The sequence below is a fragment of the Treponema denticola genome, assembly GCF_024400535.1.
Classification (GTDB): domain Bacteria; phylum Spirochaetota; class Spirochaetia; order Treponematales; family Treponemataceae; genus Treponema_B; species Treponema_B denticola_C.
The window spans coordinates 2758129-2772099 of sequence record NZ_CP038800.1; the positions used below are offsets into that span (position 1 = coordinate 2758129).

Annotated in this window: 7 protein-coding genes, 1 tRNA gene, 1 rRNA gene and 1 pseudogene; 4 read left to right on the forward strand and 6 right to left on the reverse strand. The window is 38.4% G+C overall.

Features of this window, described 5'->3' with window-relative positions:
• Positions 1-105 precede the first annotated feature (105 nt).
• The 3 genes from E4N78_RS13050 to E4N78_RS13060 form a co-directional block, all read right to left on the reverse strand.
• Positions 106-179: transfer RNA gene (locus E4N78_RS13050), tRNA-Ala, on the reverse strand.
• 147 nt (positions 180-326) lie between these two features.
• Positions 327-1873: ribosomal RNA gene (locus tag E4N78_RS13055) — 16S ribosomal RNA — on the reverse strand.
• A 510-nt stretch (positions 1874-2383) separates the two neighbouring features.
• The gene (locus E4N78_RS13060) at positions 2384-4357 is read right to left on the reverse strand and encodes a DUF4139 domain-containing protein (RefSeq protein ID WP_255810970.1); all 1974 of its coding nucleotides are present in this window, start codon (positions 4355-4357) and stop codon (positions 2384-2386) included.
• A 153-nt stretch (positions 4358-4510) separates the two neighbouring features.
• Between E4N78_RS13060 and E4N78_RS13065 the strand changes: the two genes are divergently transcribed.
• Positions 4511-5851 (forward strand): tetratricopeptide repeat protein, encoded by a 1341-nt coding sequence (locus E4N78_RS13065; RefSeq protein WP_255810971.1) that lies wholly within the window; start codon positions 4511-4513, stop codon positions 5849-5851.
• A gap of 60 nt (positions 5852-5911) precedes the next feature.
• Here the strand turns inward: E4N78_RS13065 and E4N78_RS13070 are convergent, their stop codons facing one another.
• A complete protein-coding gene (locus E4N78_RS13070; RefSeq protein ID WP_255810972.1) occupies positions 5912-6616 on the reverse strand; it encodes a DUF2715 domain-containing protein in 705 nt (234 codons plus the stop codon).
• 171 nt (positions 6617-6787) lie between these two features.
• On the opposite strand from E4N78_RS13070, the gene E4N78_RS13075 reads away from it, so the two are divergent.
• The 3 genes from E4N78_RS13075 to E4N78_RS13085 are packed head-to-tail and all read left to right on the forward strand — an operon-like array spanning position 6788 to position 9145.
• Positions 6788-7678 carry a DUF2156 domain-containing protein gene (locus E4N78_RS13075; protein ID WP_255810973.1) on the forward strand — a complete coding sequence of 297 codons (891 nt, stop codon included), beginning with the start codon at positions 6788-6790 and terminating at the stop codon, positions 7676-7678.
• A gap of 22 nt (positions 7679-7700) precedes the next feature.
• A complete protein-coding gene (locus E4N78_RS13080; RefSeq protein ID WP_255810974.1) occupies positions 7701-9005 on the forward strand; it encodes a PALP domain-containing protein in 1305 nt (434 codons plus the stop codon).
• A gap of 5 nt (positions 9006-9010) precedes the next feature.
• Positions 9011-9145: a hypothetical protein gene (locus tag E4N78_RS13085; protein ID WP_002673521.1), complete on the forward strand. Its 135-nt coding sequence runs from the start codon at positions 9011-9013 to the stop codon at positions 9143-9145.
• Here the strand turns inward: E4N78_RS13085 and E4N78_RS13090 are convergent.
• On the reverse strand, positions 9142-12747 hold the full coding sequence (locus tag E4N78_RS13090; protein ID WP_255810975.1) for an alpha-amylase family glycosyl hydrolase: 3606 nt from the start codon (positions 12745-12747) through the stop codon (positions 9142-9144). The two genes, E4N78_RS13085 and E4N78_RS13090, sit on opposite strands and share 4 nt — an antisense overlap.
• A gap of 115 nt (positions 12748-12862) precedes the next feature.
• Positions 12863-13765: pseudogene (locus E4N78_RS13095) on the reverse strand (Rpn family recombination-promoting nuclease/putative transposase).
• Positions 13766-13971 lie beyond the last annotated feature (206 nt).

Sequence of the window (13971 nt, forward strand, 5' to 3'; positions counted from 1 at the left end):
TAATCACTACAGCGTCTTCATTCCCTTCCCTAGTTATGTCAAATATCTGTTCGCCTTTTCTTAGCGATTGGGCGAATAAAAACCTTGTCGTTAAACAAGGCTTTATGGAGATAAGGGGATTCGAACCCCTGACCTACGGCTTGCAAAGCCGCCGCTCTAGCCAGCTGAGCTATATCCCCTCAGTTGTTTTATAAAAAAAGAGTTTCAGGAAAGAACAGCAGGAAGTATCGATTTGTCTTGTGTACTTCAAGACTATTATACAAGTATTACTTGTATATTTGTAGAAGGTTAAAACAACCTTCAAATTACCCTTTCTCTTAGAAAGGAGGTGAGGTGATCCAGCCGCACCTTCCGGTACGGCTACCTTGTTACGACTTCACCCTCCTTACCAAACGTACCTTCGGCACCGTCCTCCCTTACGGGTTAGACTAGCGACTTCGGGTACCCTCGACTCGGATGGTGTGACGGGCGGTGTGTACAAGGCCCAGGAACGTATTCACCGCACCGTGCTGATGTGCGATTACTAGCGATTCCAACTTCATGAAGTCGAGTTTCAGACTTCAATCCGGACTACGATTGCTTTTTTGCGTTTTGCTTGACCTCGCGGTGTCGCTTCGATTTGTAGCAACCATTGTAGCACGTGTGTAGCCCTGGACGTAAGGGCCATGATGACTTGACGTCATCCCCACCTTCCTCCGATTTGTCATCGGCAGTTCCGCCAGAGTCCTCAGCTTTACCTGTTAGTAACTGGCAGTAGGGGTTGCGCTCGTTGCGGGACTTAACCCAACACCTCACGGCACGAGCTGACGACAGCCATGCAGCACCTGTCAAGAGCCGTATTGCTACGCTGCCATATCTCTATGTCATTGCTCTTGATGTCAAACCCAGGTAAGGTTTCTCGCGTATCATCGAATTAAACCACATGCTCCACCGCTTGTGTGGGCCCCCCGTCAATTCCTTTGAGTTTCACCCTTGCGGGCATACTTCCCAGGCGGTACACTTAATGCGTTTGCGTCGGCACCGAAGCTCTTGCCCCGACACCTAGTGTACATCGTTTACTGTGCGGACTACCAGGGTATCTAATCCTGTTTGCTCCCCGCACCTTCGTATATCAGCGTCAATCATCGGCCAGAAACCCGCCTTCGCCACCGGTGTTCTTCCAAATATCTACAGATTCCACCCCTACACTTGGAATTCCGGTTTCCCCTCCGTGATTCAAGTCAAGCAGTACCCAATGCAGTTTACGAGTTGAGCTCGTAGATTTCACACCAGGCTTACCTAACCGCCTACATACCCTTTACGCCCAATAATTCCGAACAACGCTCGCCCCTTACGTGTTACCGCGGCTGCTGGCACGTAATTAGCCGGGGCTTATTCGCATGATTACCGTCATCAAAGAAGCATTCCCTCTTCTTCTTATTCTTCATCTGCAAAAGAAATTTTACAACCTTTCGGCCTTCTTCATTCACACGGCGTCGCTCCGTCAGACTTTCGTCCATTGCGGAAGATTCTTAGCTGCTGCCTCCCGTAGGAGTTTGGGCCGTATCTCAGTCCCAATGTGTCCGTTCACCCTCTCAGGCCGGATACCCATCGTTGCCTTGGTGAGCCTTTACCTCACCAACTAGCTAATGGGACGCGGGCCCATCCTAAAGCGGAGCCGTAGCTCCTTTCCTCATCTACCTTTATGTAAATGAGCTTATTCGGTATTATCTAATATTTCTACTAGCTATCCCCATCTTCAGGGCAGGTCACCCACGCGTTACTCACCAGTCCGCCACTCTAGGGGAGAGCAAGCTCTCCCTTACCGTTCGACTTGCATGCTTAAGACGCGCCGTCAGCGTTCGTTCTGAGCCAGGATCAAACTCTCCATCATTATTATTTCAATCCGCCCTTAAAGAGCGGTTGATTTCTAATTTTAGTTTGTCCCTTATATTTTAAGGAATTTGGTAAAGGCTAATCAGCTTAACCCTTACCGGTTTTGATACTTTCCTTACCAAAAGCTTTACGCTTTGGCTATTTTGTTCTTTCCCTTCCCTCTTAGTTTCAAATATCATCCGCTAAAAACTTGTAAAAGTTATGTAGCGAGCAAAAAGGAGTATACAGTATTTTCTCTCTTTTTGTCAAGAGCTTTTTAAAAGTTTTTTTAATTTTTTTAAACTTTTTGCAGCTTTTAAACTGCCAAACTTAAGAAGCCTTGCCTTCATTAAAAATACAAGACCTTCAAAACTTTTCCAGTGTTTTCTTAGCTTTTCTAAGCTCACCGCCTTATCCGACGGTGAGAGCGAATATATACCTTTCTCAAACTTTTGTCAAGCCTATTTTTATCATTTCAGCAATAAATACTGTAATTTTTTTAATCGTTTTTTATTATTTCTCTTAATGCTTATTCAACAGTTACATTTTTGATATATTCAAGAAAATCAGCCTTAAAACCGGAAAACTTTTTTTCAGCTTCAACAATTTTTTGTTTTAAACTATCCAAAGAATTTTCTATTTGAAGAAGTTTATTTAAAAACTGTTTTCCTTGTTGAGTCTCAGAACCCACAGCTTGAATATTTTTACGCACCCTATCTTGTTCGGCATTAAGTTCTTTTTGTTCATTTTGTAAATTAGTCAAGGAAACTTGAGCCTTATCGACCTTAACTTTTTCGTCTAAAATAGATTTAAAAGCCTTTTTTATTTTTTCAGGAATCTCAGAATTGGAAGAAATACCCATCATAGTATTATTATCCATCGTATTGATTTGTAAAATTTCGTCAAAAAGCCTTTCTTCAAGCACCTCAAGTTTCCCTTGAGCGTTAGCTTTAACATTTATGTTAAACCTATACTTATTTGAAGTCTTTTCCAACAGCGCTTTCTCATCGGCAAGATTAAAGCCTGAACTTATAGGATGTTCAACTACGATAGAACGCTCTTTTGATGCAGCATTTTTAATAGTATAAACGGAGTTTTTAGATGATTTGTGTTGCAGATTTAGCACTCCTTTTACAATTTTAATAGTTTGGATCTGCTTGTTAAAATTTTCGGTTTTACTTCCCCGCACATCCATATCATCTCCAAAAGCTATAAGGCGCTTTTCTTTTTCCGGTAAAAACTCCAAAATAGCATCGCCGACATAGTCTCCGTTTTCAAAAACCGTAATGGGCCCTGCAGGAAACTTTAGGCCGGAATTATTTTCGATACTGATACATAACTTAGGATGTACATCGGCCCCATAAGTCATATTCGAAAAAACCGAATATTTTTGAGCAGGAAGCGATGCAAGGCTTAAAGGAATCATAGTACTCTTCTGTCTCGGTAAATTAACGGGTTTAACGGGGGTAAAAGCAAACATTTCTCCTGCAGAGGTCTTGGCAGCAGTCTGATTTTCAAAATAAGAAGAGTCCTTGGCATCAGCCATGGAAGGAGCAGCGGCCTTTGCATAAGCCCTTCTTTCCATCATCGGTGCAGCCATAGCTTCTTCATAAGCCATATCATCATAAGCGGGATCAAATGTTTCAGGCCTAGCTGCCTGACCCGCAAGAATCGGAATAGTTTCGCGGTCAGTATAATAGGGCTCATATAGATTTTGTTTAAAACCTACAGGGCGGCCGCTTGTAAGAGTAAGCTTTACATCTTTCCAATCGATGTCCGTAGAGTTGTCTATTATAGCCCAAGCTTGAAATGCAGCACTAGTATTGCCCATATCAAGCCTGTATGAAGGCTTCCAAATAGGAGCTTCCATAACATAAGAAAGCCCTATTTTACGCTCTCCCTCCGATTCTATATCTATTGAAATCGGTTTTCTTTCCTTTGCTGAGGCTTCCAAAATTAGACCTAAGGCTTTTTGCAAATCCTCATTTCTTTGGGGATCCGTAAATTTAAAAGACTGCACATCATTAAAAGATATAATCTTAACACCATCCGCCGAAACAATGGAAAGGATAATACCGGCTTTAGAATCTTCAATTTTATCTACACTTAAAATTTTACCTGTAAGCTTATTAGGGGTATAAACCTCAAGCTCGGCACCTTTTTGCGTTTTAAGAAGCTTAAAAATAGAGTCATTCCCGAATAAATCGACCTTTAAACTCTGCATAGTTTTTTTAAGAGTATCTTCAGATTGATAATTTATCGATAAATTCTTTGCAGCCGGATCTTTTACAAAAATAGATTTTAAGACATCGCTTATTTGGGAAGGAAGAAACAATAAATCTATCTTTCCCGACCCTTTTACAAACCCCTCATGCTCATAATGAGCAACCCCCGATGAATAGAGAGTTACCTTTTTTAAGGGGATATCATCTTCATTAAAACCGTCAGCAAAAACCGTAGTCATACACATCATTGAAAACAGCATAAAAAAAACCTTTTTCATTCATTCTCCAAAGCTATAGATATATTGATTGTAACACAGATTAGACCCCATGTCTACATATTATCAATTATCAAGGGCGTATTATTTTCAAAAAAATACAAATTCAAATTCTTCTCCATTGACATATATCAAAATAAAAAGCATAATGTAAGAATGGCAACAACTATTATTATTTCCTTTTTAGTTATCGTTATAGCTATAGCTATCATTGTTTTAATATCCAGTAAAAGCAAAGGATCCTCATCAACCGGTAAAAAGAAGGTTAAAGGCAGAGCTGTTTTAATGAAGGAAGCGACCCGCCGTTTAACCCAAAACCCTCATGATACCGAAGGCTTATCTATAATGGGAGATATTTATTATCAAGATCAAGATTGGGAAAAAGCTTATTCGACTTATGCAGTTTTAATAGACCATATGAAGGCCCTTGAAATGAGTAAACAGCTTGATATTGCCATATGTTATGGTAAATCTGCATTAAAAACAAATAGAATCCCTGAAGCAAAAAAAGGCTTACTCCTTGCTGAAACTATAAATCCCAAAAATTTTGAGGTAAGCTATAACCTAGGCTATATTTATTACCTTGAAAAAGATTATGAAAAAGCCGTTAAATATTTTAAGAGGGCTCTGATTCTTGAACCGAACAGCTTTTTGGCAACAAAATATCTGGGCTATACTTTTAAATATCTGCATAAATACAATGAGGCCTTACCGGCTTTAAAAAAGGCTCTGGATGTTAAGCCTGATGACAAAGAGGTTTTGTTTGCTATGGGAGAATGTTTTTATGAAACAGACGCTACCGAACGTTGTTTAAAAATATTAAATCATCTTCGAGTCGACCCTACTTTCGGCCCTCAAGCGGCATTATATACGGGTATGATCCGAGCTAAAGCAAATCAAGTAGAAAGAGCTATTGAAGATTTTCAAATAGGCTTAAAACATACAGGTATTCCCTTGGAAATATCCAATGAACTCAAATATAGGCTGGCTCAAACCTATATAAAAACTCAGGACATAGGCCAAGCTCTCCATCTTTTAAAGGAAATACAAAATGTAAGTCCGGGCTATAAGGATGCGGCAACCCTAATAATGAGATATCAAGAGTTGAACAAAAATAAAAATTTACAGATTTATTTAATGTCAGGACAAAGCGAATTTGTAGGGCTTTGCAGAAAGATTGTTGCCCGTTTTTATCCTAAAGCAAAGGTAAAAATAGTGGATATTTCCGTATTGGCAGCCTATACCGACATAGTCGCCGAAATAGACACATCCCGTTTTTCGGATACGGTTATTTTTAGATTTTTTAGATCTCAGGGAACGGTAGGAGAGCTGCTCCTAAGAGAGCTGCATGCCCGCTTAAAAGAAGTCAAGGGCGGAACAGGTATATGTATGAGTGCAGGGACATTTACCGAAGAAGCTGTCAGGTTTTCTGAAGGAAGACCTTTGGACTTATACGATAAAACAAGGCTTTCAAGCGTTTTAAACTCCTTAAAATAAATACAATTAAAAAGGCAGCCCGCTTTAAGGCTGCCTTTTTAATTTAACAAATAGCTAAAATTACAACCTAATAGAAAGACCTAATTTTAAGTTCACACTATTGGCAAGAACATCTTTTATGCTATCGTTATTTGTATTTGAGATAGTATAAGGTATACCGGCAATCTTAAACTTCTTTTCAACCTTTAGAGGTGCAAAATAGAAAGTGTCGGCTATACCGCCGTAGATACCTATCATGTCCGTAAAGTAAAAACTTGCAAGAACATTAGCGCCCAAGCCGAACATAACATCCAACTTTTCGTATGTCAGAGCCAAACCGTGAACCTTACCGTTTTCGATAGAATGCATAGCATTTAAACCTAAACCTCCGCCTACAAAGAGGTTAAACCTCGATTTTTTAAAAAAGGTAAAGCCTGCTCCAAGCTGGCTATCGAATATAAAAGAGTTGCTTCTTGCAAAGTCCGATGCACCGCTTACATTGTTCCACAGCTCCTTATGGCTCTTTCCGGGAAAAGCTATTTGGGCCATAACATAGAATAGACCGGCTCTCAAATCCAGTGCCGCACCGGCCGCATTGTTTTCCTCTTTGACATTGTTAATTGATGCAATGATATCACCATGTATTCCAGCAAGTGTAATTTTTTTCTCTGCTTTTACAAAATAATTAGTATAAGCAGGACCGAATGAAATTGCAAAGTCTGCAAACATAAAGGCTGCACAGGCAATTATCATAATAAAAACAAAAATACTTCTCTTGTATTTCATATAAAACCTCCATATAAAACAAAATGATAGTATAAGTATTAACCATACTCAACCTTGCTAAAGTATAATACAATATTTAAATAATTTCAATGTTCCGGTCCAAATATTTTTTTTAATCTATAAATTGTAAGAGGTATTGCCGTTTTTTATTAAAAATAGTAGGATATATGCATGAGTATACCACAGTATCCTGAATTTGCACCCATTTCGCTGGATATGCAATCTGAAATGGAATTTTATCTTCGATCGCTCCCCGATGGAATATCGGAATTGACTTTTTTGAATTTATACCTTTTTAGGAACAATTATAAATATCAGGTAACAAAAACCGAAAAATTATTGATAATAATAGGAGAATATAGAGGTGAAAGCTTTTTTATAACCCCATGTTGTACGGTAGATGTAGAAATAACAAAGGGATTATTGGCAAAATATAAAAAATGGATGATTCTTTCAAAATCTTTTTTGGATAATAATACAAATGTATTTAATCTGCCTTTTTTAAAAGAGCTTAAAATTGAAGAGGACAGGGATAATTTTGACTATGTTTATCTCAGAAAAGATTTAGCCGAATTAAAGGGTAAGGATTTTCATAAAAAAAAGACCCATATAAATAAGTTTGAAAAATCCTATGACAAAATAAAAATCGAGCCTCTCACCCTTGAAAATGTAGAAGATGCCAAAAAAGTCCTTGAAGAATGGAACAGTACAAAACCGGACTCAAATCCTGAAAATTCCGACTATGAAGCAGCCTTAGAAGCCCTATCAATTTTAAGCAGAACTTCAATGATGGGCATCATTCTCTATGTTTGGGATGAACCTGTTGCTTGGACCCTTGCAGAAATAACACAAAACAATAAAACAGCCGTTATTTTATTTGAAAAGGCCTTGACCTCCTACAAGGGCAGTTTTCAATATATTAACTATGCCTTTGCGGGTTATTTGCCTGATTATATAGAATTTATAAACAGAGAGCAGGATTTAGGCGATGAGGGCCTAAGACAAGCAAAAATGACATATAAACCGATAAAATTTATAAAAAAGTATAGAATTTTATCTTAAATATGATATACAATAGGGGAACATGGATTTAGTAAGCACAAGGAACAGTAACAATATAGTTTCTTTTTATGAAGCAGTAACAAATTGTATGCCTGCTGACGGAGGGCTTTATATTCCGAAAGAGGCCTTAGATTTAAGCGATTGGACTTTTTATCTTAACGAAAAATCAAGTTTTACATCGATTGCAGGGGCATTAACATCTGCCCTCCTCCAAAAAGAATTCAGTCCTGTAATTTCCGAACGCATTGCAGTTTCGGCTTTTGGGAACTACAGCCCCAGAGTGCGCCAACTGGACGAAAAATTCTTTTTGTTGGACCTTTTTCACGGCCCTACAGGCTGCCACAGAGATTTCGGCTTTTTATGGTTTGCTTCTGTCCTTGAACATATTTTAACTATAACCGATAAAAAAGCCATAGTTTTAGGCACAGGAACCAAAAAGAACGGGCAAAGCATGGCTGCCGCTTTTTGGAACAAAAAAAGAGTGAAGACTCTTTTAATACATCCCAAAGGTTATGCCTCCGGTATACCGGAAGAATATTTAGCCGAAAACGGAGGTTCTATTTACTCTGTAGAATGTGACGGAGATGTAAAGGATGTCGAAAACTTAAAAAGGGCCGTATATCTTGACAGAAATCTTGTAGAAAAATACGGCCTTACCTTAGCCAATACTGTAAACATAGGCAGACTTTTACCCCAAATATTTTTCTATTTTTACGCTTTTACCCGCTTTAAAAAACACTCTTTTGGAGAAATCTATTATGCCCTCCACTCCGGTAATTACGGAAATATTGCAGCAGGCCTTTTTGCATGGAAGAGCGGTCTTTCCTTAAACGGTTTTATTACCGATTCTACGCCTGAACTATCGGTAAACAAGGATGGGGACTGCTTTTGTAAAACAATGGAAATACCTTTGAACCAAAGAAGTGCAGCAGATCCTGTAAGCCCCTCAAATATTGAGCGCTTGGAACAGATTTTTGAAATAAGCCCGGCAATTATGAAGGCCTTGATTTTTCCTAAGCAAGTAGATCCGAAAGATTATAAGGAGCTTATTAGAAAGGCCTATCAAAGATATGGAATTATGATAGATACTTCGACAGCCGCAGCCTATGGAGCTGCCATAAAAAGTAAAATTTTAAAAAATAAGGGGCCTGAAACCATTGTTCTTATTTCAAAGGATCATCCGGCCTTTGAAGCCGATATAATCGAGGAGGCCTGCGGCGAAAAACCTAATCAACCTGAATACATGAAAAGTTTAGACAAACCTATAAAAAAGATACAGCCATCTAAAAAAGAAATTGAAAATATGCTAGAATATATGGAGAGGTAGTTTTTATGTCATATAAACTTGATGGAGCCAAATTCCCCACACTTGAAGAACTGGTAGAAGCCCTCTACCCTATTTATTCGGATAAAATGAGTGAGGAGGAATTTAAAAAATACGCAGAAGAAAACGCCGAAAAAGACTAGGCCTTTTCGCTTGAAAAATCAATAATATTTTTTAATTTATATTCGGCAGCTGAAAATATCTTGGTCATATCCGAATAAATACCTGCATAAAAGTTTAAAGATAAAATATTACATTTATGTAAATCGTCTTCAGACCTTTCTTCCCATACAAGTTTAAACAAAATATAAATTAAAATCAGCCTTTCAGTAGATTCTTTATTAAACCAAAGCTCCCCATTCCACTCGTTTAAGCCTAGATAGTTTTTAAGCACGCCGTCATGTATACAAAAATCCATAAAGTCTTTAACGCAATTCTTTCTTAAACCCGAATTTTCAAAAAAATCTTTCTCAGTTTCAGGCAAGGAAAATAAACGGTTTAACAAAAATAAGGTGCTTTTTGCATTTACTTCGGGAAGGCCGAAAGAGCAAAGCAGCTCGGTAAGAACAAAATCAAAACGGCACAGTTTAATCTTTTCTTTAGGGAAAAATTTAAACAGGGCTGACAATAAAAGGCCGGCAGCATACAAAAGCACATTCTCTTTTGTGTCAAAAACCAAAGACTTGAGAGCATTTATAAAGAGCCGTTCTTGGGTTTTAAGCCTTTCGTCCTTAATATTTTCATCGATCAAAGAAAGCTCATTTGAACAAAGATATAAAAAGCAATCGATAGAATTTTTTAAGCACAAAGCACGAACCTTGTTTTTTTCTTTAAGACTGTTTAAGCTTTCTTTTTCTTCATCGGAATAAAAGGTCTTAAAAAATACTTCGTCAAAAGCATCAAAAAAATCCAATAACCTCGGGTAAAGTTTTTTCGATATATCTTCAATTGCTTCCGATACATCATCAATTGTTTCTTTTTTATAGGTACCACAATAATCCGAAATTTGAGGGAATAAGTCTTTAGCGCATAAATCTTGAATAGTATTATAAAGACCGCCATACTTACATTTATTTATTTCGAATTCAATATCTTTAAAACCCCGTCCTTCCGCTTTTTGATAAAGGACCCTATAATAGCCGTCATCATCCTTAATCTCACGGATGTTTAAAAATACTTGGCATTGATAACCGTCCAAAGCTGCAAAAAAGCCTTTTTCGGCAAGCTCGGAATTTTTTCTTAAAAAGAATAAGGAAGAACGCTGCTCATAAAACACCGTAAAATAGTCCTCTCCCGAATTTAAATTAAGAGAGTCCATAAGATTTTCCTGCCTTAATTCTTTTTGATCTTGTGCGCTTTTTACGGCAAAGGCCGCTGAAAGCTTAATCCAGCCCGAGGCTCTTTCATAGGCATTATTGTAAAAAATCAACGAGCGCTCTCCGTTAAAAAAATTTGACCAAACAAAAACATTTTCGTTTACGCTTCCTTCATTCCAAAAATCAAAGAGCCTAAATTTTTCAACATTAGAAAAAATATAGCGTTTTTTTAAAAGAGGAAAAATTTCCTTTTTATGTCTTTCAAGCAAGCCGGAGTTTACAGCCTCATCCTTATAAGCTCTTCTATATTCCATACCGTACTTTTCGGTAAAGCCTTCTAGCTGACCGTGCCCGAACATAGGAAGCCCGGGCATAGCCGACATCATCGTGCAGACACCGAAGTATTTATCTCCGTCCCCGAATTGAGCTACGGCAGTTTCTTCATCGGGGTTATTCATAAAATTGACATAACGCCTTAATACCTCAGGATCGAATTCGAGGGTATTTTTTATGGTTTCCCTGTATTTTGCGTTTTCTTCTTTTTTGAGCATATTCATAAAGGCGGAATTATATACGCGGTGCATTCCAAGGGTGCGGACAAAATAGCCTTCCATCATCCAAAAGGCTTCGGCAAGTAAGAGGGTATCGGGGGCTTCTTTTGCACAGCGGTCTACAACCTCCCTCCAGAATTCTTCGGGGATTCTCTTTTCAAATTCTTCAATAGAAAGAGCATAGCGGGATCGGCTTGCAATGTCTCCGCCCGAACCGGGAGCCGGATACCAGAGGCGGCGGATATGTTTTTTAGCGAGAACCATGGCGGCATCAAAGCGTATTATGGGAAAATTCCTTGCAACATGGAGAATTTTTTGAATAACTTTTTCGCGGGCTTCACTGTTTAAAAAGTCTATTTGAGCCGTATCGTTCCACGGGAGGCCGGTGCCGTCATTCCCATGATAAATATAGCGTACATCCCCGGAATAGTTATCGACACGCTTAAAAACCACGGCACAGTCCGTCTTTGAATAGTAACCGTTTTCAAGATAAACGCTTGTTCTTCCGTCCCTGGAAAGGTTTTCAGTATCGTAATTATAGGCAGGAAAAGGCTTATCCCTTGTCTGCAAAAATAGATTCGGGTCTTCCATAATCCATTTGGAATCAAGTCCCGTATGATTGGGAACCATGTCGGCCGCCATTCTGATTCCGAATTTCCAAGCTCTTTCCCGTAAATTAGCCAGAGCCGGCCAGCCGCCTAATTCTTCTGCAATGTCATAGTCATAGATACTGTAGGCACTTGCGGCCGCATCAGGATTTCCGCAAATTTCTTTAATACGGCGGCTGGCCTCGGAACGCTGCCAAACGCCGATTAACCAAAGCCCGGTAATTCCCGCATCAGCAAAAAATTTAAGCTCCTCATCGGGGATTTGATCAAGACGCGTAATCGGGGCTGAATATTTTTTACTTAACTGATCCAGCCAAACCAAGGTGCTTTTTGCTATTAAAACCAAATTGGGCATCCAATTTTTATCGGGAGTAAAGGCCTCGTATTCTTTTAACAGATTTTCAAAGGTGTAGACCGGAACATCAAAGCTTCCCCCTTGAGGCGGTGCCCAGCCGGCCTTTTCTTCTTCCCTTATTAAGTCCTCGGCACCCAAGAGTTTAAGCAAAAGATTTTGAGTAAAGCGGCTCCAGTTTTCTTTTACATAATTAAGCTGGCCTAAAATACTGTCGGGGCAGCGGTTCATAGGTTCTTCCAAAAAAGAAAGAATATCAAGGCCGCTTTGTTCTTTTCCTAATCGGCTTCCTATGGGCTTATTCTTTTTTGACCATCTTTTTACCGTGTCCCAAAAAATACCGTAGGAATCTATTGTTTTTAAATTTGAATCATTAAATAAAACCTCAAACTGTGCATTTGCAGGATTTCTATTTGCAAGACAGAGTAAAATAAACTCTTCAAAGGCCAGCACTTTATTGGGTACATTTGATGAGCTGTCATTTGATTCAAACCACTCATCCACTGAGAGCTTATCCGTGTAAACATCCTTTGGGGGAAAATCCTTACAAAACTCTTTTAATAAAAAATCAAGACTATGAAGACTTTTGTTTTTAAATTCTTCTTCGATAAATTCATATCCTTTAACAAAAAAATCGGCATCAACATTTTGACGGTAAAGCCTTAAAACATAATGAAGAACTTCATCTAAAATTCCCATTGCATTTAATTCGCCTGCTTTTAAATGAGCTTGACCTTCTCCAAAAAGGCCTTCCTTTACAAGGGAATTAAAATTAAAAACAAAATTATGAACTTCGGAAATATTTTCAAATATTACATTTCCGCATGAAGAAAAAAGAGTCGACTTTAAATTACACTTTTTGCGGACATCTCCGTTAATGTGAAATTCCATTTCTTGAAAAAAAAAGTCCATAGCCATAAGTTAAGTATAACATTAAAAAGTTTAAAACGCAAGGTTCTTTTGAAAATATGCGGCTATCTGCTCCGCCTATTTGCAAAAGTCATTTCAGTACTGAATCAGAAAGGCTGTGGTTTCAAATGTTTTCCACTTCTTCTTTGGTGAGACCGGTCATTGTACAAATTTCGGTTATAGGGTAGTTATGCGTACGCATAAGTTTTGCCGTTTCAAGGGCTTTTTTGTAAGAACCGTCGGCAAAGCCTTGGCTAATACCTTTTTGTCTTCCTTTTATTTCGCCCTGCAATATACCTACTTCAATGCCTTGTCGATAACCTTCATTTATACATGAAGCCCTGTCATGCTCGTATTTCATACGGGAATCATATAGCCATTTATCTTTAGGACTCATTTCCATTACAGAAATAGCGGCATTTGCTTTTTTCATTATCTCTGAATTTTCTGCTAACACTTCTCTCACCTCCGGATTATCAATTAGGAGAGGAAAGACAACCCGACAGAACAGGTTTGCCTTGAAGCTGCGCTGGCTGTACCTTTCCTCCCCTATAACCCCTCCTATCTTTACCTCGAAGCTATGCTGGTTGTTCCCGTCTGCCAAAGGGAGCTCCCTTTGGAAACCCCTTCTTAACTTTTGATATATTAAGGCGTATTACCATTATTATAATAGCAGTCGGCTAAAGATTTTACAATAGTCTTGACCTTGTTTTATGTTTTCGTTGTACATTTTAGACCAATAATATAGGGTTCTTTCAGGAAAATCAAAATGCCAACTGTTTTGAATCTCAATATCGACAAAGGCTCCGTCTTTTAGTCTTAATTTAATATCCAAAATACCTAGCTTTTCACTTAAAAGCTCCTTGCGAAACTCCTTATCGAGAAGCTCCAAACCTGCGATGGTTTCAGGCGGAATGTCTAAGATACACTCGAGCAAGTCCTGTAAGACATCTTTGTTTTCTTCAACTCCGAATACTCTTTTAAAAGCATAGTCGTTGCGGAGGGTTATTTTAAATAGTTTGTTCATAATTAAGCCTCGTTAATAATTTTTTTAAGGAAGAAACATTTTTCCCCTTTCATAATTATTATAGAAATTGTTTGTAATAAATAGTAAAATTTGAAAAAAGAAATTTCGAATACAAAACCGTTGGTTGTTACCATTCCCTATAACCTCTGATGAGTCCCAATCATTAAGACATTCCTTAATTATCCTTTGCGAAGCTCAACATTTGA

Bases quoted from the DNA above. Each gene is read 5' to 3' on its own strand.
- E4N78_RS13060 (WP_255810970.1), bottom strand. From the start codon at position 4,357: ATGAAAAAGGTTTTTTTTATGCTGTTTTCAATGATGTGTATGACTACG.
- E4N78_RS13065 (WP_255810971.1), top strand. From the start codon at position 4,511: ATGGCAACAACTATTATTATTTCCTTTTTAGTTATCGTTATAGCTATA.
- E4N78_RS13070 (WP_255810972.1), bottom strand. From the start codon at position 6,616: ATGAAATACAAGAGAAGTATTTTTGTTTTTATTATGATAATTGCCTGT.
- E4N78_RS13075 (WP_255810973.1), top strand. From the start codon at position 6,788: ATGAGTATACCACAGTATCCTGAATTTGCACCCATTTCGCTGGATATG.
- E4N78_RS13080 (WP_255810974.1), top strand. From the start codon at position 7,701: ATGGATTTAGTAAGCACAAGGAACAGTAACAATATAGTTTCTTTTTAT.
- E4N78_RS13085 (WP_002673521.1), top strand. From the start codon at position 9,011: ATGTCATATAAACTTGATGGAGCCAAATTCCCCACACTTGAAGAACTG.
- E4N78_RS13090 (WP_255810975.1), bottom strand. From the start codon at position 12,747: ATGGCTATGGACTTTTTTTTTCAAGAAATGGAATTTCACATTAACGGA.